Annotated in this window: 22 protein-coding genes and 1 pseudogene; 13 read left to right on the forward strand and 10 right to left on the reverse strand. The window is 62.2% G+C overall.

Translation table 11 applies throughout. The annotated features are described in order from the left end of the window. The first annotated feature begins 182 nt into the window (after window positions 1-182). The gene (locus K6M89_RS21760; RefSeq protein WP_222140930.1) at window positions 183-2279 is read left to right on the forward strand and encodes a bifunctional rhamnulose-1-phosphate aldolase/short-chain dehydrogenase; all 2097 of its coding nucleotides are present in this window, start codon (window positions 183-185) and stop codon (window positions 2277-2279) included. Here K6M89_RS21760 and K6M89_RS21765 read toward each other — a convergent pair whose 3' ends face one another. After that, window positions 2280-2438 (reverse strand): YqaE/Pmp3 family membrane protein, encoded by a 159-nt coding sequence (locus tag K6M89_RS21765; RefSeq protein ID WP_088689959.1) that lies wholly within the window; start codon window positions 2436-2438, stop codon window positions 2280-2282. 79 nt (window positions 2439-2517) lie between these two features. On the opposite strand from K6M89_RS21765, the gene rhaI reads away from it, so the two are divergent. Continuing rightward, the gene (gene rhaI / locus K6M89_RS21770) at window positions 2518-3810 is read left to right on the forward strand and encodes an L-rhamnose catabolism isomerase (RefSeq protein ID WP_097582195.1); all 1293 of its coding nucleotides are present in this window, start codon (window positions 2518-2520) and stop codon (window positions 3808-3810) included. A 63-nt stretch (window positions 3811-3873) separates the two neighbouring features. Here the strand turns inward: rhaI and K6M89_RS21775 are convergent, their stop codons facing one another. Next, window positions 3874-4332, reverse strand: coding sequence for a carboxymuconolactone decarboxylase family protein (locus K6M89_RS21775; protein ID WP_097582197.1), 459 nt, complete (start codon window positions 4330-4332; stop codon window positions 3874-3876). A 108-nt stretch (window positions 4333-4440) separates the two neighbouring features. Here K6M89_RS21775 and K6M89_RS21780 point away from each other — a divergent pair. Further along, a pseudogene (locus K6M89_RS21780) lies at window positions 4441-5306 on the forward strand (sigma-70 family RNA polymerase sigma factor). A gap of 240 nt (window positions 5307-5546) precedes the next feature. Further along, entirely contained in the window at window positions 5547-6755 is a 1209-nt protein-coding gene (locus K6M89_RS21785; protein ID WP_222140931.1) for an amidohydrolase/deacetylase family metallohydrolase, read from the forward strand. A gap of 128 nt (window positions 6756-6883) precedes the next feature. On the opposite strand, the gene K6M89_RS21790 is transcribed toward K6M89_RS21785, so the two are convergent. Then, window positions 6884-7723, reverse strand: coding sequence for an IclR family transcriptional regulator (locus K6M89_RS21790; RefSeq protein WP_222140932.1), 840 nt, complete (start codon window positions 7721-7723; stop codon window positions 6884-6886). Window positions 7724-7925: 202 nt separating this feature from the next. Between K6M89_RS21790 and K6M89_RS21795 the strand changes: the two genes are divergently transcribed. After that, complete coding sequence (locus K6M89_RS21795; protein WP_222140933.1) at window positions 7926-8783, forward strand: SDR family oxidoreductase; 858 nt, start codon at window positions 7926-7928, stop codon at window positions 8781-8783. 90 nt (window positions 8784-8873) lie between these two features. Here the strand turns inward: K6M89_RS21795 and K6M89_RS21800 are convergent, their stop codons facing one another. Continuing rightward, window positions 8874-12485, reverse strand: a complete 3612-nt coding sequence (locus tag K6M89_RS21800) for a hydantoinase B/oxoprolinase family protein (RefSeq protein WP_222140934.1) — start codon at window positions 12483-12485, stop codon at window positions 8874-8876. An 89-nt stretch (window positions 12486-12574) separates the two neighbouring features. On the opposite strand from K6M89_RS21800, the gene K6M89_RS21805 reads away from it, so the two are divergent. Then, window positions 12575-13102 (forward strand): winged helix DNA-binding protein, encoded by a 528-nt coding sequence (locus K6M89_RS21805; protein ID WP_222140935.1) that lies wholly within the window; start codon window positions 12575-12577, stop codon window positions 13100-13102. 53 nt (window positions 13103-13155) lie between these two features. On the opposite strand, the gene K6M89_RS21810 is transcribed toward K6M89_RS21805, so the two are convergent. Continuing rightward, on the reverse strand, window positions 13156-13371 hold the full coding sequence (locus K6M89_RS21810; protein ID WP_097588444.1) for a hypothetical protein: 216 nt from the start codon (window positions 13369-13371) through the stop codon (window positions 13156-13158). A gap of 128 nt (window positions 13372-13499) precedes the next feature. Here K6M89_RS21810 and K6M89_RS21815 point away from each other — a divergent pair, with 128 nt between their 5' ends. Together K6M89_RS21815 and K6M89_RS21820 are read left to right on the forward strand one after the other, a co-directional pair. Further along, window positions 13500-14123, forward strand: coding sequence for a TetR/AcrR family transcriptional regulator (locus tag K6M89_RS21815; protein WP_222140936.1), 624 nt, complete (start codon window positions 13500-13502; stop codon window positions 14121-14123). Window positions 14124-14189: 66 nt separating this feature from the next. Further along, on the forward strand, window positions 14190-14387 hold the full coding sequence (locus tag K6M89_RS21820; RefSeq protein ID WP_222140937.1) for a hypothetical protein: 198 nt from the start codon (window positions 14190-14192) through the stop codon (window positions 14385-14387). Here the strand turns inward: K6M89_RS21820 and K6M89_RS21825 are convergent. Further along, complete coding sequence (locus K6M89_RS21825; protein ID WP_222140938.1) at window positions 14371-14808, reverse strand: DUF1810 domain-containing protein; 438 nt, start codon at window positions 14806-14808, stop codon at window positions 14371-14373. The genes K6M89_RS21820 and K6M89_RS21825 overlap by 17 nt on opposite strands. A gap of 91 nt (window positions 14809-14899) precedes the next feature. Further along, window positions 14900-15178, reverse strand: coding sequence for a hypothetical protein (locus K6M89_RS21830; protein WP_097582211.1), 279 nt, complete (start codon window positions 15176-15178; stop codon window positions 14900-14902). Between the two features lie 271 nt (window positions 15179-15449). Here K6M89_RS21830 and K6M89_RS21835 point away from each other — a divergent pair, with 271 nt between their 5' ends. Together K6M89_RS21835 and K6M89_RS21840 are read left to right on the forward strand one after the other, a co-directional pair. Continuing rightward, window positions 15450-16820: an amidase gene (locus K6M89_RS21835; RefSeq protein WP_222140939.1), complete on the forward strand. Its 1371-nt coding sequence runs from the start codon at window positions 15450-15452 to the stop codon at window positions 16818-16820. Window positions 16821-16882: 62 nt separating this feature from the next. Beyond that, window positions 16883-17743: a sugar phosphate isomerase/epimerase family protein gene (locus K6M89_RS21840; protein ID WP_222140940.1), complete on the forward strand. Its 861-nt coding sequence runs from the start codon at window positions 16883-16885 to the stop codon at window positions 17741-17743. A 9-nt stretch (window positions 17744-17752) separates the two neighbouring features. Here the strand turns inward: K6M89_RS21840 and betC are convergent, their stop codons facing one another. Beyond that, complete coding sequence (gene betC, locus K6M89_RS21845; protein WP_097582214.1) at window positions 17753-19267, reverse strand: choline-sulfatase; 1515 nt, start codon at window positions 19265-19267, stop codon at window positions 17753-17755. 94 nt (window positions 19268-19361) lie between these two features. Between betC and K6M89_RS21850 the strand changes: the two genes are divergently transcribed. Continuing rightward, window positions 19362-20267: a choline sulfate utilization transcriptional regulator gene (locus K6M89_RS21850; RefSeq protein ID WP_222140941.1), complete on the forward strand. Its 906-nt coding sequence runs from the start codon at window positions 19362-19364 to the stop codon at window positions 20265-20267. 121 nt (window positions 20268-20388) lie between these two features. Here the strand turns inward: K6M89_RS21850 and K6M89_RS21855 are convergent, their stop codons facing one another. Beyond that, window positions 20389-21321 carry a hypothetical protein gene (locus K6M89_RS21855; protein ID WP_222140942.1) on the reverse strand — a complete coding sequence of 311 codons (933 nt, stop codon included), beginning with the start codon at window positions 21319-21321 and terminating at the stop codon, window positions 20389-20391. Window positions 21322-21902: 581 nt separating this feature from the next. On the opposite strand from K6M89_RS21855, the gene K6M89_RS21860 reads away from it, so the two are divergent. After that, window positions 21903-22103, forward strand: a complete 201-nt coding sequence (locus K6M89_RS21860; protein WP_222140943.1) for a hypothetical protein — start codon at window positions 21903-21905, stop codon at window positions 22101-22103. Window positions 22104-22165: 62 nt separating this feature from the next. After that, complete coding sequence (locus tag K6M89_RS21865) at window positions 22166-22960, forward strand: HpcH/HpaI aldolase family protein (RefSeq protein WP_097582219.1); 795 nt, start codon at window positions 22166-22168, stop codon at window positions 22958-22960. A gap of 6 nt (window positions 22961-22966) precedes the next feature. Here the strand turns inward: K6M89_RS21865 and K6M89_RS21870 are convergent, their stop codons facing one another. Continuing rightward, window positions 22967-23647 (reverse strand): spermidine synthase, encoded by a 681-nt coding sequence (locus K6M89_RS21870; RefSeq protein WP_097582221.1) that lies wholly within the window; start codon window positions 23645-23647, stop codon window positions 22967-22969. Between the last annotated feature and the right edge of the window lie 30 nt (window positions 23648-23677).

Here is a 23677-nt window from a genome sequence, read left to right on the forward strand (position 1 = left end):
TCATATTTATTTCGTATCCGTTAAGGGCTGTCAATCACAAACGATCATAAATTTTCATATTGCGATGCAGCATAATCGGTTTTGATCGTTTTCGATTGACAAGCGCACTTTTGATGCGCGATACCGTGAGCGAAAGGGCGTGCTGATTGCGGCCCCCGACAAGCCTGATATGGGAGGATGATATGGCGGCGAACGTCCGGCTTCTGGAAAACCGGTGGGATGATGGTTACGCGGCGGGCCTCGACGAGCCCGGCAAGCTGCTCTATCGCTCCAATCTGCTCGGCGCCGATAAGCGCATCACCAACTATGGCGGCGGCAACACCTCGGCGAAGGTGATGGAAACCGATCCGCTTGATGGTGGCAAGGTCAAAGTGCTCTGGGTCAAGGGCTCGGGCGGCGACGTCGGCACCATCAAGCTCGACGGTTTCGCCACCCTCTACCAGGACAAGCTGGAATCGCTGAAATCCATCTATAAAGGTGTCGAAGACGAAGACCGCATGGTCGGTTTCCTGCCGCACTGCACCTTCAATCTCAACGGCCGCGCCGCCTCGATCGACACGCCGCTGCACGGTTTTGTGCCTTTCACCCATGTCGACCACATGCATCCCGATGCGATCATCGCCATTGCCGCCTCGAAGAATTCGAAAGAATTGACGCAGCAGATCTTCGGCAGCGAGATAGGCTGGCTGCCCTGGCGCCGTCCGGGTTTCCAGCTCGGCCTCGATCTCGAAGCCTTCGTCAAGGCCAACCCGAATGCCAAGGGCGTCGTGCTCGAAAGCCACGGCCTCTTCACCTGGGCGAATGATGCGAAGGCCTGCTACGAGCTGACGCTTGAGATCATCAACAAGGCGATCGTCTGGTTTGCCGAAAAGACCGAAGGCAAGACGATTTTCGGCGGCGCGGTCACGCAGAGCCTGCCGGTTGCCGAACGCCGCGCCATCGCCGCCCGGCTGATGCCGGAGATTCGTGGCCGCATCGGCAAGCAGGAGCGCAAGCTCGGCCATTTCGACGATCAGGACGCCGTGCTCGAATTCGTCAATTCCAGGGATCTGCGTCCGCTCGGCGCGCTCGGCACCAGCTGCCCCGATCATTTCCTGCGCACCAAGATCCGCCCGCTGATCGTCGATTTCGATCCCGCCAAGCCGGATGTCGACGCGATCATTGCCGGTCTCGACCAGGCGCTGGAAGATTACCGCGCCGATTACGCCCGCTATTACAACGACTGCAAGCATGACAATTCGCCCGCCATGCGCGACGCAAATCCCGTCATCTTCCTCGTTCCCGGCGTCGGTATGCTCTCCTTCGCCCGCGACAAGGCGACGGCTCGCATCGCCAGCGAATTCTACGTCAATGCCATTAACGTCATGCGCGGCGCCTCGACGGTCTCGGAATATCAGGGCCTGCCGGAGCAGGAGGCCTTCGATATCGAATACTGGTTGCTCGAAGAGGCCAAGCTGCAGCGCATGCCGAAGCCGAAGAGCCTGGCCGGCCGGGTGGCCTTCGTCACCGGCGGCGCCGGCGGCATCGGCCGCGCGACGGCCGCGCGCCTCGTCGGTGAGGGCGCCTGTGTGGTGCTCGCCGATATCGACCAGGCGGCGCTTGAATCGACCGAAGCCGATTTCGTGAAGAAATATGGCGCGGATGCCGTGCGTACCGTGAAGCTCGACGTTACCAAGGAAGACGCCGTTATCGCCTCCTTCGCCGAGTCCTGCGTCGAATTCGGCGGCATCGATATTCTCATTTCGAATGCCGGTATCGCCTCCTCGGCGCCGATCGAAACGACCGAGCTGTCGACGTGGAACCGCAATATCGACATCCTGGCGACCGGTTACTTCCTCGTCTCGCGCGAGGCCTTCCGGCTGTTCCGCCGGCAGGCGCTCGGCGGCAACGTCGTCTTCATTGCATCGAAGAACGGCCTCGCCGCTTCGCCGAACGCGTCAGCCTATTGCACGGCGAAGGCCGCCGAAATCCATCTCGCCCGCTGCCTGGCTCTGGAAGGCGCTGATGCCGGCATCCGCGTCAACACCGTCAATCCGGATGCCGTCCTGCGCGGTTCCAAGATCTGGAGCGGCGAGTGGCGCGAACAGCGTGCGGCTTCCTCGAAGATCGAGGTGGACGACCTGGAGGAGCATTACCGCAAGCGTTCCATGCTGAAGCTCAACGTATTCCCGGAAGACATCGCCGAAGCGGTATACTTCCTCGCGTCTAATCTCTCGGCCAAGTCGACCGGCAACATCATCAACGTCGACGCCGGCAACGTGCAGAGTTTTACGCGCTAATTATTTTCGGAGGATCACCCATATCGCGTGGATGATCCCCGGCACATAGCCGCAAAGCGTCAGCAATATGTTGAGCCAGAAATGCAGGCCGATCCCGACCTGCAGGAATACGCCAAGGGGCGGCAGGATGATCGCAAGAAGAATGCGGACGATGTCCATCGTAGCTCCTGAGTTTTGAAGACATACAAGCGTTAGAACGCAAACCACGGTTCTGTGGTTCGCGAGGTGGGAGGAAACAATGGCTGAATTCAGGATTGCGCCGGATCTGGTCGCAACGGAAAATGAAAAACGGGCGGCGGCGCTGAAAGCCGATTACGACGCATTGGGTGCGACGCTAGATCGGCGCGGCGTCGATATCGAGGCGGTGACACGCAAGGTCAGCGAATTTTTCGTCGCCGTTCCGTCCTGGGGTGTCGGCACCGGCGGCACGCGCTTTGCCCGTTTTCCCGGTGCCGGCGAGCCGCGCGGAATTTTCGACAAGCTCGACGATTGCGCCGTCATCAACCAGCTGACGCAGGCGACACCGAACGTCTCGCTGCATATCCCCTGGGACAAGGCGAATGCACGGGAATTGAAGGCCAAGGGCGATGCGCTCGGCCTCGGCTTCGACGCAATGAATTCCAACACCTTTTCGGATGCGCCGGGGCAGGCCCATTCCTACAAATACGGCTCGCTCAGCCATACGGATGCGGCAACGCGGGCGCAGGCGGTCGAGCACAATCTAGAATGCATCGAGATCGGCAAGGCGATCGGCTCGAAGGCGCTGACTGTGTGGATCGGCGACGGCTCGAACTTTCCCGGCCAGAGCAATTTCACCAGGGCATTCGAGCGTTACCTCGCCTCGATGGGGGATATCTACAAGGCGCTGCCGGACGATTGGAAGCTCTTCACCGAGCACAAGATGTACGAGCCGGCCTTCTATTCGACGATCGTGCAGGATTGGGGCACCAATTACCTGATCGCCCAGACGCTCGGCCCGAAGGCCCATTGCCTCGTCGATCTCGGCCATCATGCACCGAACACCAATATCGAGATGATCGTCGCCCGCCTGATCCAGTTCGGCAAGCTCGGCGGTTTCCACTTCAACGATTCGAAATATGGCGATGACGATCTCGACGCCGGCGCGATCGATCCCTACCGGCTGTTCCTCGTCTTTAACGAGTTGGTCGATGCCGAGCAGCGCGGCGTCAACGACTTCAACCCGGCCCATATGATCGATCAGTCGCACAATGTTACCGACCCGATCGAGAGCCTGATCAACAGCGCCAACGAAATCCGCCGCGCTTATGCGCAGGCGCTGATCGTCGACCGCAAGGCGCTTGAGGACTACCAGCAGGACAATGACGCGCTGATGGCGTCGGAAACGTTGAAGCGCGCCTATCGCGCCGATGTCGAGCCGATCCTCGCGGAAGCCCGGCGCAGGGCCGGCGGCGCGATCGACCCGATCGCCGCCTACCGCGCCAGCGGCTACCGTAACAAGGTGGCGGCCGAGCGGCCGGCTTCCGTTGCCGGCGGCGGCGGTATCATCTGAATTTCGAAACTGAAGACAAAGGATGGCCGGCGGTGCGGATGACGCGCTGTCGGCCATCGCCGTTTACGGCTTCCAGGCGCCGGCGATCTGGCGGGTGGCGATGTTCAGCCGGTTCCAGACATTGATGTTGGCGATGGCGATGACGAGGGCCGCAAGGCTCCTGCCGTCATAGTGCCGGGTCGCCTCGTCCCAGATCTCGTCCGGCACCGGATCGGCGCGGTCGCTGGTGCGGGTCACCGCCTCGGTCAGCGCAAGCGCCGCCCGCTCGGCATCGCTGAAATAGGGCGTGTCGCGCCAGGCGCTGACGGCAAAGAGCCGCTCATCGGTCTCGCCGAGCTTCTTTGCGATGCGTGGATGCCCGTCGATGCAAACGCTGCAGCCGTTGATCTGGCTGGCGCGCAGATTGACGAGTTCGAGCAGCTTCGGTGAAAGGCCGACCTCCGCCGGTACTTTGCCGAGAGCTGTCAGCGCCTGCATGGCCGCGGGAAGGACGAGGGCGGGATTTCCCATTCTCTCCTGCATGATATGTCTCCTTGATGTGTTTGCTCTTCGACGATGCGCCGGCGCTGTCACACCGGCCGGGTTTCATTCGTCATGGCCTTGACGCAACGCAGCGGAGGAATGTGACACGTGAACGAGAAAAAATGGCTGGCCGATGAATTCGAAGCGAACCGGGGGCATCTCAGGGCCGCGGCCTATCGGATGCTCGGCTCGCGCAGCGAGGCGGAGGACGCCGTCCAGGAGGCCTGGTTGCGGCTGAGCCGCACCGATGCGACCGGGATCGGCAATCTCGGCGGTTGGCTGACGACGGTCGTGGCGCGCATCTGCCTCGACATGCTGCGCGCCCGCAGGAGCCGGCGCGAGGAGCCGCTGGAGATGCCCGTACATGCGGCAGTCGCCGATCCGGCCGGGGACCCCGAACGCGAAGCAGCCTTCGCCGATTCCGTCGGTCTGGCGCTGCTCGTGGTGCTGCAGACGCTGGCGCCGGCCGAACGTGTCGCCTTCGTGCTGCACGACATGTTCGATCTGCCGTTCGACGAGATCGCGCCGATCATCGGCCGTTCCTCTGCCGCCACCCGGCAACTCGCAAGCCGCGCCCGCCGCCGCGTCCAGGGCATGGACGAAGCGCGGAGGTCGATCTTGGCCGCAAGCGGGCGATCGCCGAGGCCTTTCTGGCGGCGTCCCGCAACAGCGATCTGGAGGCGCTGCTTGCGGTGCTCGCCCCCGACGTCGTCTTCCGGCCGGATGCGACGGCCGCCCGATACGGTATCGGCGCCATGCGCGGCGCGACCGACGTCGCTGCGGCCTTCAAGGGCCGGGCGCAGGCGGCGGAAATGGCCATCGTCGACGGCGAGCTCGGCTTTGTCGTGCACATTGACGGCCAGATCCGCGTCGCGGTGACGCTGACGATCGATGAGAAGAGGATCGTCGCGATCGATGCCGTCGCCGATCCGGATCAGTTGGAGCGGCTCGACTTTTCGATCCTGCGGGATTGAACAAGGCGGTTCTTTGAAATCCGCGCGCTTCGAAGAGGCGCGCCGTCCGATTGCTGACCGTGAGCGGGGCGTCATTTTTCTTGACAGCGATGCCCCCGGCTTTATTCTATTATAAGGCCTCATGTATCATAATTGTGGAATTGCCGCGATGTGACGCAGGCGGCGGCGCCTCCCACCTCCCCATTTGCCTCTCATCGTGACCTGCAGACAGGTTTCGAGACCTCGAAAGGAACGCATATCATGTCCGGCGACCAGGCGAAGAAGCCGCTTCTCCTCACCAATGTCAAACCGGTGGCTTTCGGTGCCGGCGCAGGCGAGGGGGTGATCGACATTCTCGTCGATGCCGAGGGCAGGATCACCGAGATCGGTCCGTCGCTCGCGGTCTCTCAAGATGTCACGCGCATCGACGGCAAGGGTGCCTTCGTCTCGCCCGGCTGGATCGACCTGCATGTGCATATCTGGCATGGCGGCACCGACATTTCGATCCGCCCCTCCGAATGCGGTCTCGAGCGCGGTGTGACGACGCTTGTCGATGCCGGATCGGCCGGCGAGGCGAATTTCCACGGTTTCCGCGAATATATCATCGAGCCCTCGCGCGAGCGCATCAAGGCCTTCCTGAACCTCGGCTCGATCGGTCTTGTCGCCTGCAACCGTGTCGCCGAACTCAGGGATATCAGAGATATCGATCTCGACCGCATCCTCGAAGTCTATGCCGAAAACAGCGAGCACATCGTCGGCATCAAGGTGCGCGCCAGCCACGTCATCACCGGCTCCTGGGGTGTGACCCCCGTCAAGCTCGGCAAGAAGATCGCCAAGATTCTCAAAGTGCCGATGATGGTGCATGTCGGCGAGCCGCCGGCGCTCTATGATGAAGTGCTCGAAATCCTTGGTCCCGGCGACGTCGTCACCCACTGCTTCAACGGCAAGGCCGGTTCGAGCATCATGGAGGACGAGGACCTTTTCAATCTCGCCGAGCGCTGCGCTTCGGAGGGCATCCGCCTCGACATCGGCCATGGCGGCGCCTCCTTCTCCTTCAAGGTCGCCGAGGCGGCGATCGCCCGCGGTCTGCTGCCGTTTTCGATCTCGACCGACCTGCACGGCCATTCGATGAATTTTCCGGTCTGGGATCTGGCGACAACGATGTCGAAGCTACTCAGCGTCGGCATGCCCTTCGACAAGGTGGTTGAGGCCGTCACCTATGCGCCGGCATCGGTCATCAAGTTGCCGATGGAGAACCGGCTTTCGGTCGGCGCGCAGGCCGAATTCACGATTTTCGACCTGGTCGATTCCGAGCTCGAGGCGACGGATTCCAACGGCGAAGTCTCGGTTCTCAACAAGCTGTTCGAGCCGCGCTATGCGGTGATGGGCGCCGATGCTTTCGCCGCCAGCCGTTATGTGCCGCGGGCGCGCAAGCTGGTGCGCCATAGCCATGGTTATTCCTACCGGTAGGATTCGCCGCCGGGCTTGCGCGATGCACTTCATCGGGCACGTTGCGAACTGTCAGAACGGCCATATCCAAACTCCCAGCAGACGCTGTCAATGACAGCACTTAGCAGTCGGATTTCAGGTCTAAGATCTCAGCGGTTGCGCCAGCCCATCAGTTTTTCGATCCGCTCCGCCGAACTGCGCACATGCGCAGTGTAATGGTTCTCGTCGGAGAAGGCTTTCTGCTCCGGCAGCACGATGGAAATGGTGGCGACGCACTGGCCGTCGCGGTCGCAGATCGGCGAGGCGATGCAGGCGACCGCATAATCCGATTCGCCCGCCTGGATCGACAGGCGCGACTCGAAAGCTTTTCCGGCCGCCTCCGACAGGGTGCGGGGATCGATCTCGGCGCGGCCGGTCGGCGACGAGCGGGCGCAGCGCTTGAAGAGCTCGATGCGCTCCTGCTCCGGAAGATGCCCGACGAGCAGGCGGCCGGACGCTGTCCAGTTCAGCGGCACCCGGGTGCCGACGCGCGATGCCACCTGGAAGTGGCTCGGGCCATCGGCCATGGCAAGCACCAGCATATAATCGCCGTCGCGGCCGCAGACCTGCACGGTTTCGCCGGCCTGGCGGCAGAGATCGTGCATCTCGTGGGTGGCGATGCTCATGAAATCCAGCGACCGGGCATAGGCGAGCCCGTAGTGATAAAGCCGCGCCCCGAGCCAGATCGAGCCGTCCGCCTGGCGTGTCAGCATGTTCTTCTCGACCAGATCATCGACGATGACGTAGACGGTCGACAGCGGCGCCTTCACCGCCTTGGCAATGGCATAGACGCCGGCGGGCGATCCGGTCTCGTAGAGATGATCGATCACCTGAAGCGCCCGGTCGATGCCGCTGACGCGCGCGCGGCGCGCGCCCTTGCCGGCGGCTTCGTCGGCATGGCCCTCATCTTCGGAGTAAACTGCGGGTGATGTCTTTCCGTCCAATTCCATGCACCTCGTTAACACTGCGATCATGTTACATTACTATGGCATAGCGGTCGCTGTGGCAAATCGCAACATCTTGTAGGTTGATCGTGCGGGGATGCGAAGCGGGGATGGTTCTCGGCGCGGTGCGACTGCTCGGGAAGAACTCCATCATAAACTGGAACAACAAGCCGCAGCCTGAGTTTGACCCCGAACCCAGGAGGTCATGATGACGAATTATCCGACACCGCCTTTCCCGTCCCAGAAACAGCCCATGCCGGGTTTTACCGCACAGATGGATCCCGTTCCCGACCATGGCGAGAAAAGCTATCGCGGTTCCGAGCGGTTGAAGGGCAAGCGGGCGATCATTACCGGCGGCGATAGCGGCATCGGCCGGGCGGTGGCCATCGCCTATGCCAGGGAAGGCGCCGACTTGGTGATTTCCTATCTCGACGAGGATGAGGATGCCGACGAGACGAAGCGACTCGTCGAACAGGCCGGACGCAAGGCCGTGCTCGTCAGCGGCGATATCCAGGATCCGGCTCATTGCCGGCAGATCGTCGACACGGCGGTCAAGGAGCTCGGCGGTATCGACATTCTCGTCAACAATGCCGCGCATCAGGCGAGCTTCAAGAGCATCGACGAAATCAGCGACGAGGAGTGGGAACTGACCTTCAAGGTCAATATCCATGCGATGTTCTACCTGACCAAGGCTGCGGTCCCCCATATGAAGCCCGGCAGCGCCATCATCAACACCGCTTCGATCAATTCGGACAATCCAAACCCGACACTGCTTGCTTATGCGACAACCAAGGGTGCGATCCAGAATTTCACCGCCGGCCTTGCCCAGCTTCTGGCCGAGAAAGGCATTCGCGCCAACGCCGTGGCGCCGGGACCGATCTGGACGCCGCTCATTCCCTCGACGCTTCCGGAGGAAAGCGTCAGCAATTTCGGCAAGCAGGTGCCGATGAAACGGCCGGGCCAGCCGGCCGAGCTTGCAACAGCCTACGTGATGCTGGCCGATCCTTTGTCGAGCTATGTCTCCGGCGCGACAATCGCGGTCACCGGCGGCAAGCCGATCCTGTGATGCAGGTCGGACGGAATTGGCGGTTCCGGGTCAAAGACCTGCATGAAACGAGGAGCTGAAGCGTGCCGGTCAAGTCTGATGCGACGCGCTTCAGTGCGGCCTGCCGAAGCCGCCGCCGGTCGGCGTCGTGACGATCACGGCGTCGCCGGCGGCGAGCATTGACTGGTCGCAGCCTTCCAGCCTTTCGACGGTGCCGTCCGCGCGACGGATCTCGGTTTTCCCCAGCTGTCCGTCTTCCCCGCCGAACAGGCCGAACGGCCGGATCGTTCGATGTGAGGAGAGAATGCTGCAATCCATCATTTCCAGAAAGCGGATGGTGCGCTCGGTGCCGCCGCCGGCGCTATATTGTCCCTTGCCGCCGGAACCGCGGCGGATGTGGAAATCTTCGAGCACGACGGGAAAACGGAATTCCAGCACCTCGGGGTCGGTCAGCCGCGAATTGGTCATATGCGTGTGCACGCCATCGGCGCCGTCGAAGCCGGTGCCGTCGTTGAGCCGGCCGGCCGGCCCGCCGGCGCAGATCGTCTCGTAATATTGATAGACGGCATTGCCGAAGGTCAGGTTGTTCATCGAACCCTGGGCTGCCGCCAGCGTTCCGAGCGCGCCGAACAGGGCATTCGTCACATGCTGGCTGGTCTCGACATTGCCGGCGACGACGGCGGCCGGATAGACCGGACGAAGCATCGAACCCTCCGGCACGATGATCCGGATCGGCCGCAGGCAGCCGGCATTCATCGGGATCGGCTGCTCGACCATGACGCGGAAGACATAGAGCACGGCGGCGCGCGTCACCGGTTCCGGCGCATTGAAATTGGTCGGCTGCTGCGCGCTCGTGCCGGTGAAATCGACGGTTGCCTCACGCGCCTGCCGGTCGACGGTGATCTTCACGTTGATGACGGCACCCTGATCGGTGGGATAGGTGAATTCGCTGTCGCTCAAGCGGGCGATCACCCGGCGAACGCTCTCCTCGGCATTGTCCTGCACATGGCCCATATAGGCTTCGACGACGTCGAGCCCGAAATGTGCGACCATCTTGCGCAATTCCCAAACACCCTTTTCATTGGCGGCGATCTGCGCCTTCACGTCGGCGAGGTTCTGGGCGGGGTTGCGGGCGGGATAGGGATGATCTGTCAGCATCGCCGCGAATTCGGCTTCGCGAAAACGGCCTTCATCGACCAGCAGGAAATTGTCGATCAGCACGCCTTCCTCGTCGACCTTGGTTGCCCGCGGCGTCATCGAGCCCGGCGCCTTGCCGCCGATATCGGCGTGATGGCCGCGCGAGGCGACGTAAAACAGGATGGTTTTTCCCGCGTCGTCGAAAACAGGTGTGACGACGGTGATATCGGGTAGATGCGTGCCGCCATTATAGGGAGCGTTGAGCGCGAAGACGTCGCCCGGGCGGATGCGGCCCTCGTTCAGGCGGATGATGGTTTCGACCGACCGATCCATGGAGCCGAGATGCACCGGCATGTGCGGCGCATTGGCGACAAGCGCGCCGGTGCGGTCGAAGACGGCGCAGGAGAAATCGAGCCGCTCCTTGATGTTGACCGAATGCGCCGTGTTCTGCAGCGTTACGCCCATCTGTTCGGCGATCGCCATGAAGAGGTTGTTGAAGACTTCGAGCATGACGGGGTCGGCATTCGTGCCGATCGCGGCATTGCGGGCAAGCGCAATTTCGCGGGCGAGGACGATATGATCGAGGCTCGTGAGCCTTGCCTGCCAGCCGGGTTCGACGACGATCGTCTGATGTGGTTCGATGACGAGGGCAGGACCCTTGAGGACGGCGCCAGGCTTCAGCGCACCGCGCTCGAAGATGCCGGCCTCATGCCATGCGCCGCCGGAAAAGAAGCGGGTCGTGCGCAGCGCTTGCGGTGCGAAGGCTTCTGCCTGCGTCGCCGCTTCCTCGATGTCGGCGCCGCCGCCAATGCCCTCGACTTCGATGGAGTCGACGACGACAGGGCGGTCTTCGAAGATAAAGCCGAACTGCTTCTTGTGGGCAATGGCGAAGGCTTGCACCATCTCCTCCTGTGGCCCGAAGGCGACCGGCAGGGCCGTGTCGGTGCCCTTGTATTGCAGGTGCAGGCGGGTGACGATCTCCATATCGACGCCCTTGACGCCCTGCAGCGTCAGCTCCTCGCGGACATCTTTCTCCAGTTCAGCCCTGATGCCGCCGATCGTCGTCAGTGCCTCGGCAATCTCCGTCAGAACCGCGCGCTGGCGTGTGGCGCGGATGTCGGCAAGCCCCATGCCATAGGCGGAGAGGATGCCGGAAAACGGGTGGATCAGCACGGTTTTCATGCCGAGACTGTCGGCGACGAGGCAGGCATGCTGGCCGCCGGCACCGCCGAAGCAGGTGAGCGCATAGCCCGAAACGTCATAGCCGCGCTGGACGGAGATCTTCTTGATGGCGTTGGCCATATTCTCGACGGCGATGGCGAGGAAGCCGTCGGCGACGTCTTCCGCCGTCCGCCCGCCGCCGATCGTCTCTGCCATCTCGGCAAAGGCTGCGCGCACGGCCTCGGCATCGAGCGACTGGTCCTGCTCGGGCCCGAAGATAACAGGGAAGAATTCCGGCAGCAGCTTGCCGGTCATGATGTTGGCGTCGGTGACGGCAAGCGGGCCGCCGCGGCGATAGGATTTCGGGCCGGGTGTGGCGCCGGCCGATTCCGGGCCGACGCGGAAACGCGAGCCGTCATAGCTGAGGATCGAGCCGCCGCCGGCGGCGACGGTATGGATCTTCATCATCGGCGCGCGCATGCGCACGCCGGCCACTTCGGTCTCGAAGGCGCGTTCCAATTCACCGTCGTAATGCGAAACGTCGGTCGAGGTGCCGCCCATATCGAAGCCGATCATTCTGTTGAAACCGGCAATGCGTGAGACCTCGACCGCGCCGACGACCCCGCCTGCAGGGCCTGAGAGGATCGCGTCCTTGCCCTGGAAGAGATGCGCGTCGGTCAGCCCGCCGGAGGACTGCATGAACATCAATTTCGGACCTTGTCCCTCGACAGCGCCGAGCTCGGCTGCGACCTGATCGACATAGCGCCTCAGAACCGGAGACAGATAGGCATCGACGACGGCGGTATCGCCGCGGCCGACGAGCTTGATCAGCGGTGAAACCACATGCGAGGGCGAGACCTGGGTGAAGCCGATCGCGCGCGCGATGGCGGCGGCCCGCTGCTCATTTTGGGGGTAGCGATAGGCGTGCATGAAGACGATGGCGACGGCGCGCAGCCCTTGGGCATAGGCAGCTTCCAGGGCTTGCCGCAAGCCATCCTCGTCGAGCGGGCGTTCCACGCTGCCGTCGGCCAGCACACGCTCGTCGGCCTCGATGACATCGGCATAGAGCAGTTCCGGCTTGACGATCTTCTTGGCGAAGATATCGGCGCGGGCCTGGTAGCCGATCTCCAGAGCGTCGCGAAAACCCTTCGTCGTCACCAGGAGGGTCGGGTCGCCCTTGCGCTCCAACAGCGCATTGGTGGCGACCGTCGTTCCCATCTTCACCGCGCCGATGCGGTCGGAAGGGACCGGATCATCGGCTTTGAGGCCGAGCAAGTCGCGAATGCCGTGCACCGCCGGGTCGCGATAGGCTTCGGGATTTTCCGAGAGCAGCTTATGGGCGATGAGTGAGCCGTCAGGGCGCCGTGCGACGATATCGGTGAACGTGCCGCCGCGATCGATCCAGAAATCCCACTGTCCGCCCATCGTCCGGCCTCCTGTTGAACTGAAAATTTATTGACGATTTATCGATAAAATGTCAACGTTTCTCCTCTTGGATCGTGGAGGTGTTGCTAATGGCGGAAGGGCGTGGACGACAGGAGATCGGGCCGATCGTCTCCTCCGCACATTTGGCCGATGGCGCGCTTCCTGTTCTGTCGGAACTGGAATTCGGCCTCATCCTCGCCAGCAATGCCTTCGACCGCTGGATGGTGCGCTGCATGACGGCGGCGGGCGAGCCGGGCTGCGCCGCAATCGACGTGCTGGTGCTGCATTCGGTGGCCCACCGGCAGCGGCCGAAGCGGCTCGGCGACCTTTGCAGCGTGCTCGGCGTCGAGGATACGCATCTGGTGATTTATGCAATCAAGAAACTGGAAAAGCGCTGTCTGGTGAAAAGCACGCGGGCGGGCAAGGAGAAGTTGATCGCCGCCACCGACAAGGGTCTTGAAACCTGCCTAAAATATCGCGCCGTGCGCGAAGCGCTGCTGGTGGATTCGGTCAGAGGGCTTGGGCTCGATCCGGCAGTGACATCGGCAGTGGCGGCGACGCTCAGGGCGCTTTCCGGCCACTACGACCAAGCAGCAAGGGCCGCCGCCTCGTTATGACGACAGCCCTTGTCGCGGGCAGGGAGAGATCCCCCGGTATTCAGAAAGTTGTTTCAGCCGAAGCAGGGCATCGCCGGCAGGTTGGCGCGGCTTGCGAGAGCTCCGATCATTTTGCCGACCGGCGTCGGGCGCGGTTCGCGGTTGCCGGCGGCCGTCTCCAGGAGTTGCTTGAAATCTTCAAGCTTCACGCCGTCGGCGCGCAATACCATGGCGATCAGGGGGTCGCGGAGGGCTTCGGATATCGTCAGGTCGTCTCTGGTCTTTCTCATGGCTTGTCCTCCTTTCGTGGGCGGTCGCCCGTGTTCCACTTTGCGCCGCCAAGCCCTCGGCATTGACTTTGGCGGTCTGTGGTGTTACCGGTAAGTAACAATACAGTTGTTACCGATCGGTCACATTGATGTCAAGGACTTCGTCCGCAAAAAAATCAGAAACTTCGAGTGAAATCTCCGCCGCCGTTCCAGAAGATCGCATCCCTCCGCGGGAGCGCATCGTCTCGACCGCCTCGGAGCTTTTCCGCGAACACGGCATTCGCGGCATCGGCGTCGATGCCATCGCCGATGCGGCGTCGACCAACAAGATGACGCTTTACCGGCATTTCGGCTCGAAGGACGAGCTCGTCTGCGAGACGCTGCGCCGCGCCTCCGAAAAGGCGGATGCCATCTGGCGGGATCTCGAGGCGGCCCATCCCGGCGATCCCGGCGCGCAGCTGGATGCCTGGGTCGAGATGCGGGCGCAGTGTCTGAACGGCGAGCCCGCCGGCTGCGATCTCGCCAATGCCGCCATCGAACTCAAGGGCGAGGGCCATCCTGCCCACGAGATGATCGAGCGGCACAAGGCCGGACAGCGCGATCGTCTGGCTGCGCTCTGTTCGCAAGCCGGTGCGCGCGAACCTCAACTTCTTGCCGATACGCTGACGCTGCTGCTCGAAGGCGCGCGCGTCAGCCGCCAGGCGATGGGTGCCGCCAACTGCTGCGGCCATTTCGCCAAGGCCTGCAGGGCGGCGATCGCCTCTTTCACCTGACCTTCCGGGGAACCTTACCGCCTCCATGCCGTTTTTCCATCACCGGAAGGCGATGTGGAGGCAGAGATGAACCACGTCTATCTCAAACGCCTATATGCCAAACGCGCCGAGCTTGAAGCCAAGCTGGAGCTTCACGATGCGCGCTATTGTTTCGGCGAGGAAGAGGTCGATGACGGCACCGACAGCGATCTGCGTCAGCGCTTGAGCGAGGTCTCCGACGAGATCGCCGCCTTGGAGAACAAAGCGGCTACTCCCTGGCGCTGAGGATCTCCATCGTCCGCTCGTCGAACTGTCCCTCATAAAAACGCTCGATCACCCGGTGGAAGGGCGAGCCGTGATCGGTGATCGCGGCAAACAGCGTCATCGATGAGCGCAGCTTGAAGTCATCGGGCGAGCCGAGGATATCATGCGCCGATCGGCCCTTGACCGATAAAATCGCCTCGACGCAGCGCAGCAGCCGGCTTGAAAGAACGGGGTGGGCGAGATAGGCGGCGGCTTCCTCGGCCGAACGGATCGCATATTTTTCCGCCATCGCCGACGTGCCGAGCCCTGATATCTGCGGGAAGATGAACCACATCCAGTGGGAGGTCTTGCGCCCGGCTTGCAGCTCGGAGAGCGCCTGTTGATAGATGCCGTTCTGGGCTTCGACGAAGCGGTCTAGGTTAAAGTCGATATCACCGGCCATGGTTCTTTCCCTTTTCCTGCTGTCTTTGCAGCCTGGGCCAAGGGGCTCCATGCCCGGCGAAACTTTTCTGTCCGGCGAAGGGGCCGAGCTGTCAGCAGACCCTTTCAGCGTAGGGGCTGCTGTCGCGGCAATGGCCGTAAGCCGGATGATGCGGCGGATTATCGCCAGCGGGGGCGGCAATAGCCGATGTCGTCATCGGATCGGTATTGCCGGAAGAATATGCGGCAAAACCCGCAAAGCTCAAGACAAGCAATGCGCCGACAATGACAACGCGCTCAAAGCCCGACAGTTTCTGGGCACTGACATGTTCCGCATAATCGCGCTCGCCGGCGCCGGCGGTCTCGTCCTCTTTCACATGGACGGTCACCATATCCTGGTGACGGCTTAAAGTTTCACTATCAGTCATTCTAATTACTCCTGCAACACATGCAGAGTCGCGTCCCGAGGGTAAACCCTCACCCTCGCGCCGAATCCTACTCCAAATGCGAGCATCATGTGTGTCTTCAATCGCGGCAATTGAAGGGGCGATCTGCAAACGCAGTGTTCAAAAAATCGAACTAATGCATGCAAAATATCGTGAAGCTCTGGCTCATCGAAATGATCCGCGGTAATCCGGAGGGATATTTCGTCTGGATGGTCCCATGAGCAAATCCTTCGGCGCCATGTCGGTCGCCCAGCTTTCCGTCCTCATTCAGGGCGGCGCAGCCGATCCAGTCGATGTGGCAGGGGCCGTCTTCGACGCCATCGCGAATTACGCCGACAAGGCCGTCTTCACCACGCTGCTTGAAGACCGGGCGATGGAAGAAGCGCGCGCGTCTTCCAAACGGCTGCGGCAAGGGCGCTCGCTCGGACTGCTGGACGGTATTCCGATCGCCTGGAAAGATCTTTTCGACATCGAAGGCCGGACGACGACGGCAGGTTCGCGCGTCCTGGCAGGGGATGCGCCGGCCGAACGGGATGCGGCCGTCGTCGCTTTGCTGAGGAATGCCGGCATGGTTGCCATCGGCTGTACCAATATGAGCGAGTTCGCCTTTTCCGGCCTCGGCATCAATCCGCATTACGGCACGCCGGCAAATCCGCGAAGCGCCGACCGCCCGCGCATCCCCGGCGGCTCCTCCTCCGGCGCCGGTGTGGCCGTCGCCGCTGGACTGGTGCCGGTCGCGATGGGCACGGATACCGGCGGGTCGGTGCGTATTCCCGCCGCCCTCAACGGCATCGTCGGCTACAAGGCGACACGCGGCCGCCATGCCATGGACGGTGTCTATCCGCTGGCGAAAAGCCTGGATTCATTGGGGCCGCTCTGCCGCACCGTCAAGGACGCGGTCTGGATCGATGCGGCGATGTGCGGCCTGACGGCACCCGATGTCGCCGAGCGTTCCTTGCAGGGACTGGAATTGCTCGTGCCTGAAAACATCGTCTTCGATGGGGCCGAACCGGGTGTCATCGTCGCCTTCGAGGCAGCCCTGAAGCGCCTTCAACGGGCCGGTGTTCGGGTTTTGCGCATCACCATCCCCGCTTTCAATGGGATCATCGATCTGCTGACGACGTACGGCCCGCTGGTGACTGCCCAAGCCTATGCCCTTCATCAGGAACGGTTGGCGGGGCCGGAAGCGGACCGCATGGATCATCGTGTCGTCATGCGCACCCGCTTGGGAGCGAGGACGACGGCGCCGCATTACATGGCGCTTCTCGAGGCCCGCCGCCGCCTCATTGCCGATGTCGACCGCATCGTCGGCGACCGCCTCATCGCCTTTCCGACCGTCGCCCATGTGGCGGCGCCGATCGCGCCGCTGGAACAGGATGACGAGCTCTTCTTCGCCACGAACAACAAGACGCTGCGCAACACGATGTTCGGCAATTTTCTCGACTGGTGCGGTGTCTCGGTGCCTTGCGGCACGGGCGAGGCGGGCATGCCCGTCGGCCTGCTGCTTTCGGCCACCGCCCGTCGCGACGAGGTATTGCTGGGAACGGCCCTTGCCGCGGAGGCAGTCATCCGCGGGGATTTTGACTGAGTTCGCGATTGATTTCGATTTTGTCGCCACTGACTGGCGCGAGAGGAATTGGAGGAGGGAACATGCAGCTTTTGCAAAACGGGCGCTTCGCGGTTTCGACATGGTCGCTGCATCGGTTGCTCGGCGCGGTTCACGCCTATAGCCCCGACCCCGACAAGAGCGCTGCGCCGAGGGAGCCCTACGGCCCCGGCGGCGCGGCGCTGATCGACGTGCCGGCGATGCTGGCGGCGCGGGGCGTCAATCGGTTGGAGATCTGCTCTTTCCATCTGCCGAGCCTCGATGCCGCCTATATCGGCGAACTCAGCGATGCGATGGCGGCGTCGAACGTGCTGCTCCAGACCCTGCTCGTCGAGGACGGCGATCCCAGCCATGCCGGGACGGCCGAGCGCGACATCGGTTGGATGGCCGAGTGGATCGGCATCGCGGCGGCCCTTGGGGCGCAGAGAATGCGCGTCATCGCCGGCAAGCAGAAGCCGAGCGAGGAAAACCTTGACCGTGCGGCCCGCCAGCTCAACTGCCTGGCCGAGAAGGCGGAAGGCAGCGGCGTGCGCATCGTCGTCGAGAACTGGTTCGACCTCTTACCGTCGCCGGTCGAGATGAATTGGCTGCTCGACCAGCTGGATGGCAAGGTCGGGCTCAACGGCGACCTCGGCAACTGGTCAGCCCCCGCGAAATATGACGGTCTGGCCGATATCATGCGGCGGGCGGAAATCTGCCACGCCAAGGCCGATTACAATGCTGCCGGCCTCGATGCGGAGGATTACCGCAGGTGCCTGGCGATGTGCGAAAGGGCAGGTTACGCCGGTCCCTTCACGCTGATCTATGATTCGCCCTTCTTCGCCGACGAATGGGACGGCATCCTGCTGCAAAAGACCTTCATCGAGGATTTTCTGCGCGCGGCGCCGGTCAGCAGGACCGCCTAGAACGGTCTGTTATTCCTGGCGCGGAAACCTCTGGCTTTCTTCCAGCACGTTCAAATCCATGTGGTTGCGCATGTAGCGCTCCGAGGCTTTCTGCAGCGGCTGATAATCCCAGGGATAATAGGCGCCGTTGCGCAGCGCCGCATAGACCACCCAGCGGCGGGCCTGGCTTTCGCGCACGGCCGCGTCGAAAGCGGAGAGGTTCCAGCGCCGGCCCGCCTGTTCGACGAGCCGCGCCAGCGTCTCGGCATGCGCCGGATTTCCCGCGAGATCGTCGAGCTCTTGCGGATCGGCCTCGAGATCGAACAGCATCGGCGGGTCCTTCTCGCAGAGCGAGAGCTTGTAGCGCCCGTCCCTGAGGCAGACGAGCGGCGCTTCCGAGCCTTCCGCGGCATATTCCATCGGTACCGGGCCACGGCTGCCGGTGCCCTTCGCGAGGGCTGCAAGATCTTGGCCTTCGGTCCACGGCTTCAATGACGCGATATCGATTCCGGCAAGACCGGCAAGCGTCGGCGTTACATCAAGGGTGGAGACGGGCTGGTCGATGCGCTTCGGCGTCCAGCCGGGGACTGCGATCATCAGCGGCACGCGGGACGATCCTTCGAAGAAGTTCATCTTGAACCAGAGGCCGCGATCGCCAAGCATGTCGCCGTGGTCGGACACGAAGAGGATGATGGTGTTCTCCGCCATGCGGCTGCGTTCCAGCACACCGAGAATCGCGCCGATCTTCTCGTCAACATAGGAGATATTGGCGAAATAGCCGCGTCTTGCCCGCCTGATCTGCTCTTGGCTGATGTCGAAAGCATCGTGGTCGCAGGCTTTCATCAGGCGCTGAGAATGAGGATCCTGCCGCTCGAAAGGGATCGGAGCTACGGCCGGGTCGAGGGCCGCACAGTCCTCATAGAGATCCCAGAATTTGCCGCGCGCGACATAGGGGTCGTGTGGATGGGTGAAGCTGACAGTCAGGCACCAGGGGCGTTCATCGTGACCACGCGAGAGGTCGAAGAGCTTGCGGGTGGCGTGATAGGCGACCTCGTCGTCATATTCCATCTGATTGGTGATCTCGGCAATGCCGGCGCCGGTGACCGAACCGAGATTGTGGTACCACCAGTCGATGCGCTCGCCGGGCTTGGTATAATCAGGTGTCCAGCCGAAATCGGCCGGATAGATGTCCGTCGTCAGCCGTTCCTCGAAACCGTGAAGCTGGTCGGGGCCGACGAAGTGCATCTTTCCCGACAGCGCCGTCTGGTATCCGGCGGCGCGCAGATGGTGCGCATAGGTCGGAATGTCGGAGGCAAATTCAGCCGCGTTGTCATAGACGCGCGTCCGGCTCGGCAATTGGCCCGACATGAAAGACGCCCGTGCCGGCGCGCAGAGCGGGCTTGCCGTATAGCTATTGGCAAAACGCACGGAGCGGCCTGCCAGTGATTTCAGATGCGGCGCGTGAAGAAAATCGGCGGGGCCATCGGGAAAGAAGGTTCCGTTCAACTGGTCCACCATCAGGATGAGAATGTTCGGGCGTGCCATGTGAATACCTTTTGCCATTTGAAGATTTTATTGAAACGCCTATTATTACGCCTGTAAAGCCAGCTTTTTTCGATGGCTGCCTAAAGGAATCTTTATGTTAGACCGCCCACCCGAACTTGGTTGGATGCGCCTCTTCGTCGAGGTCGCGCGGCTCGGGAGCTTTTCGGCGGCGGCAGCGCTTCTCGGGCTGACCCAGCCGGCCGTCAGCTACCAGATCCGCCGGCTGGAACAGCAGTTCGGTGTCAGCCTGCTGCGCCGCCAGCATCGTGGCGTCGAATTGACCGCCGAAGGGGAGCGGCTTCTGGACATTGCCGCCAAGGCGGTCGGCGATATCGATGCGCTCGCCCGCAGTTTCCGCCTCGAAGCCCAGAGGCCGGTCGTCAGGCTCAGGACCGACTATGCTTTCTCGGCGCTTTGGCTGATCCCGCGCATGGATGGGTTTCGCCTGCTGCACCCGGAAACGGACATACAGATCGTCGCGACGCAGAGGCTTGCGGTCGGGTTTCGCGACGAGGCCGACGTCGCGGTCGTGTTCGGAACGCGGGCGGAATTCGGTGCCGTCGGCACGCTTCTGCTGCCGGAGAGGGTCGTGCCCGTCTGCACGCGGGGGTTCCTCGATCGCAACGGACCCTTCGACGATCCAGGACAATTGGCCGGAGCGAGGCTGATCCATCTCGACGCGCCGCTGCCATCGCCCTGGTTCGATTGGCGCACATATTTTGGCGAATTCTCCGTCCTGCGCGGCGCCCGCGCCGACCGCGGTGATATCAGCTTCAATACCTATTCGTTGGTCGTTCAGGCGGCGCTGAGCGAGCAGGGCGTGGCGCTCGGCTGGATGGGGCTCGTCGACACGCTCCTTTCGGCGGGCATGCTGCTGGAAGCCGGCCCGTCGCTGGAGGCGCGAGACCGCGGTTACTGGCTGGTGCCTCCGCGATCTCCAAACGTCCACAGCGAGAGGCTCAGCACCTGGCTGTCGGATGAGGCGGGGAAGGTCGGCTAGCTCGAGCCGCGCCGCATGCGGATGAGGCGATGGTTGTCCCGGATAACCATCGCCTCATCCGCATGCTCACCAGACGCCTCGCAAGATATGGATATAGTTGAAGCCTTTTCGAGTCCGACTCTTAGCCGATTTTTCTCGTCACAAAGAAACTCATCGCAACTTTTTCGTCACCATCTGGCATTGACGTGAACGGCGCTCGAAGTTCCTTCCGTCCTAGTCCGTCCGTACGGGTGTACTGGAGTTCCGCAAGGATTTCGAAGCCGCTCTCCTGCATCAGATTGATGTGATGGCTGCGCCACTTCCGATTTATCAGGTAGGGTCGTCGTCCACGCATCATCGTCCACGTGGGCGCGCTCAAAACCCAGTGCCCATTCCAGTCGCTTGACAGACCGTGAGATTGGAAGTCGATCAGGTGCGTCGCAAACCCTCCTGGCTTCAGCCACCGGGCAATAGCGATATAGGTATCAACGAGGTTGTCCACGTGCTCCATGACTGAATGCGTCATCAGCCAGTCAGCCACACCCGCCTGCAGTACGTTGAAATCGGTCCATGGTGCGACGAACTTTAATCGTTCGCTGCCATTCACGAGGTCCGCCTTCAGCGCGTCGATTGCCTCCGCACTGAGGCGCTGTTGCACGATCCCATCTATCCGATTCCAGGCGAAGTTTGTCGGTGAAGGCGGAAAAAAGATGTCGCCCGATACGGTGTTATCCCAAAATGCGGCCCGCTCGCCGAAGAGTTCAATCAAACCGCTCAGGACTTCAAGATCGTGCTCGATGCTCCGGTGGTCTTGCAAATCCAGCCCGATGTACGTGTCGACGCCCGCAAGCAGTGCGGCAAGCCCAACGCCAAGCGAACTTCCGGGGCCGACCTCGACCAATACTTCAGGTCTTTTGCCGTTCAGCCAAGGCGCTAGGTGACCGTAGTGGCGAAAGAAAAGGTCATAACAGTGGCGCGCAGAAGCAGTGCCCCCTTCTACGTGCGTATTTCGCAGTTGCGGAACGACAAAGGAACCCAGTCCCTTGGCTAGGGAGCGAAGTGCAATATGGGTCATGGCGCCACCTTTTTCATCGAAACTCCAGCACGGCAATGTCCGGCGTGCTCTACCCAGCAGAATTCGCGTGCAACATCATCAGACACCAAAGAAAAGCAAAGCAATATGATTCGCCCTTGGACTCGTTAGTTGGGATTGTACGCGGCTCATAGTGATAGATATTTTCACGAATCTAAAGTCATTCATTGGGCGTACAGCAATAATCACTATGACCATGGCTGGTTGCTGAAGCGCATGAGAGGCTGCCTCGAAAAGAATTGCGTGATTTCAGCGAGTTGTGATTCCTTCGGATTTGCGAGATTCGATGGAGTTCTTCCTCCCGTACTGGATCGTGGCTTGCTAGCGATCTATGCAACATGAGTAATAGAGAGGGCATTCGGTAAGTGGGCGGGTGTATTTCGTTCTCCTGGTCTATATCGGGATTTCAGAAGCGCCATATGGATGCCCGCCGATCTGGGTGGCTAGCAGCAGTCTTGCGGCTCACCACGCCTCAACGCCGACGTTTGTGCCCAGGAGAAGCCTTGTCATCAGCGATAGTGATCGACATTGTGGGGCGAATCGATAGCGAAGGCGGCTGAAGCATGCGAACCATCGGATATGGCATCGGACTGCTCATGGTCGTGTTCGGCCTGATCTGGATCGGGCAGGGAAGCGGCTATTTTCCCTATCCGGCGTCGAGTTTCATGATTGCCCAAAAGATCTGGATGCTCTGGGGCGCCATTCTGGCGACGGCGGGCATCGTCGTGATGGTCGTCATATCGCGGCTTCGCCGCAGAGGATGAATGGCTGCTGCCGTTTGGTGGCAATCCGGCCGCTGGCGGCCTGTCGAAATGAGGAGAATGGCATGAGCGCAGCTGAAATCGACGGTTTTGCCGACCGTATCAGGAAACACCGGGGCGGTATGATCTCCGCCTGGGTCGGTATTCCCGACGCCATGCTCGTCAACCATCTGGCACAGGAGGCGTTCGACGCCGTCGTGCTCGATATGCAGCATGGCATGTGGGATATGCAGTCGGCGGCAAATGCCGTTGCTCAGGCACGTCTTGCCGGCAAGCCGGCCATCGCGCGCATTCCGATCGGCGATTTCGCCTCCGCCTCGCGGCTGCTCGATGCCGGGGCCTCCGGCATCATCGCGCCGATGATCAATTCGGCCGATGATGCGCGAGCCCTGGTCAGGACGACGAAATATCCGCCTCTCGGTGAGCGCAGCTGGGGACCGTCCCTGGCGCTGAACCATAGCGGCCTGTCGCCGGACGTCTATCTGAAGACTGCCAACGAGCTCACCGTCGCCGTCGCCATGATCGAGACCCGCGCCGCGCTCGATGCGATCGACGGCATTCTTGGCGTGACCGGCATCGACGGTATTTTCGTCGGCCCCGCCGACCTTTCGATCGCCCTATCGAACGGCGATCAGGTGGCGCCGAATGCGGCAGAGATCGACAGCGCCATGCAGCACGCGGTTGCGCGCTGCCGCGCCCACGGCAAATTCGCCTGTGCCTATGCCGGCGATGGCGAGCGGGCCGGCGAGCTGCTGAAGTTCGGCTTTGATCTGGTCATCGCCGGCGCCGAGACCATACAGCTGCGCGCCGGCGCCCGCCGCGCCATCAATGCCGCCCGTCGGATCGCTTCGGGCAGCTGATCTTCGTCAGCGGGCCGGCTTGATCGCCAGCCAGATGACGTGGCGGGCGCCGCCGCGTTTGCCGTTGGCGCGGGTATTGACCGCTTCGACGGAAAAGCCGCTGTCCCTGAGACGGCGGGTGAAATCAGGATCCGGCCCGGATGACCAGACGGCGAGCACGCCGCCGGGGCGAAGCGCGGCGCGGGCGGCGCGCAGGCCGGCGAAATCGTAGAGCCGGTCGTTGGATTTGCGGGTCAGCCCATCCGGTCCGTTGTCGACGTCGAGCAGGATCGCATCATAGGCGTTCTTGCCGGCGCGGATCGCCTCGCCGACATCGCCCTGATGGATGCCGACGCGGGGATCGTCGAGGCAGCCCTTGAAGACCTCGGCCATCGGCCCGCGCGCCCAGGCGACGACGGCCGGCACCAGTTCGGCGACGGTGACGCCGGCATCATCTGGAAGGACGGCAAGCGCGGCGCGCAGGGTGAAACCCATGCCGAGCCCGCCGATCAGCACCCTCGGCTTCGGATGCGTTTTGATCCGCTCCCAGGAGAGGGTCGCCAGCGCCTCTTCTGAGCCGCTGAGGCGGCTGTTCATCAGCTCGTTGGCGCCCAGCATGATCGAGAACTCGCTGCCGCGCTGCTTCAGCCTGAGTTCACCGCCTTCGCCGGGAATGGTCGCGGAATCGAGTTGAATCCAGGGCAGCATGACGGTTTCGCCTCACTTGAAAGAACCGTC

The organism is Rhizobium croatiense, assembly GCF_019793465.1.
In the GTDB taxonomy this organism is placed as follows: Bacteria; Pseudomonadota; Alphaproteobacteria; order Rhizobiales; family Rhizobiaceae; genus Rhizobium; species Rhizobium croatiense.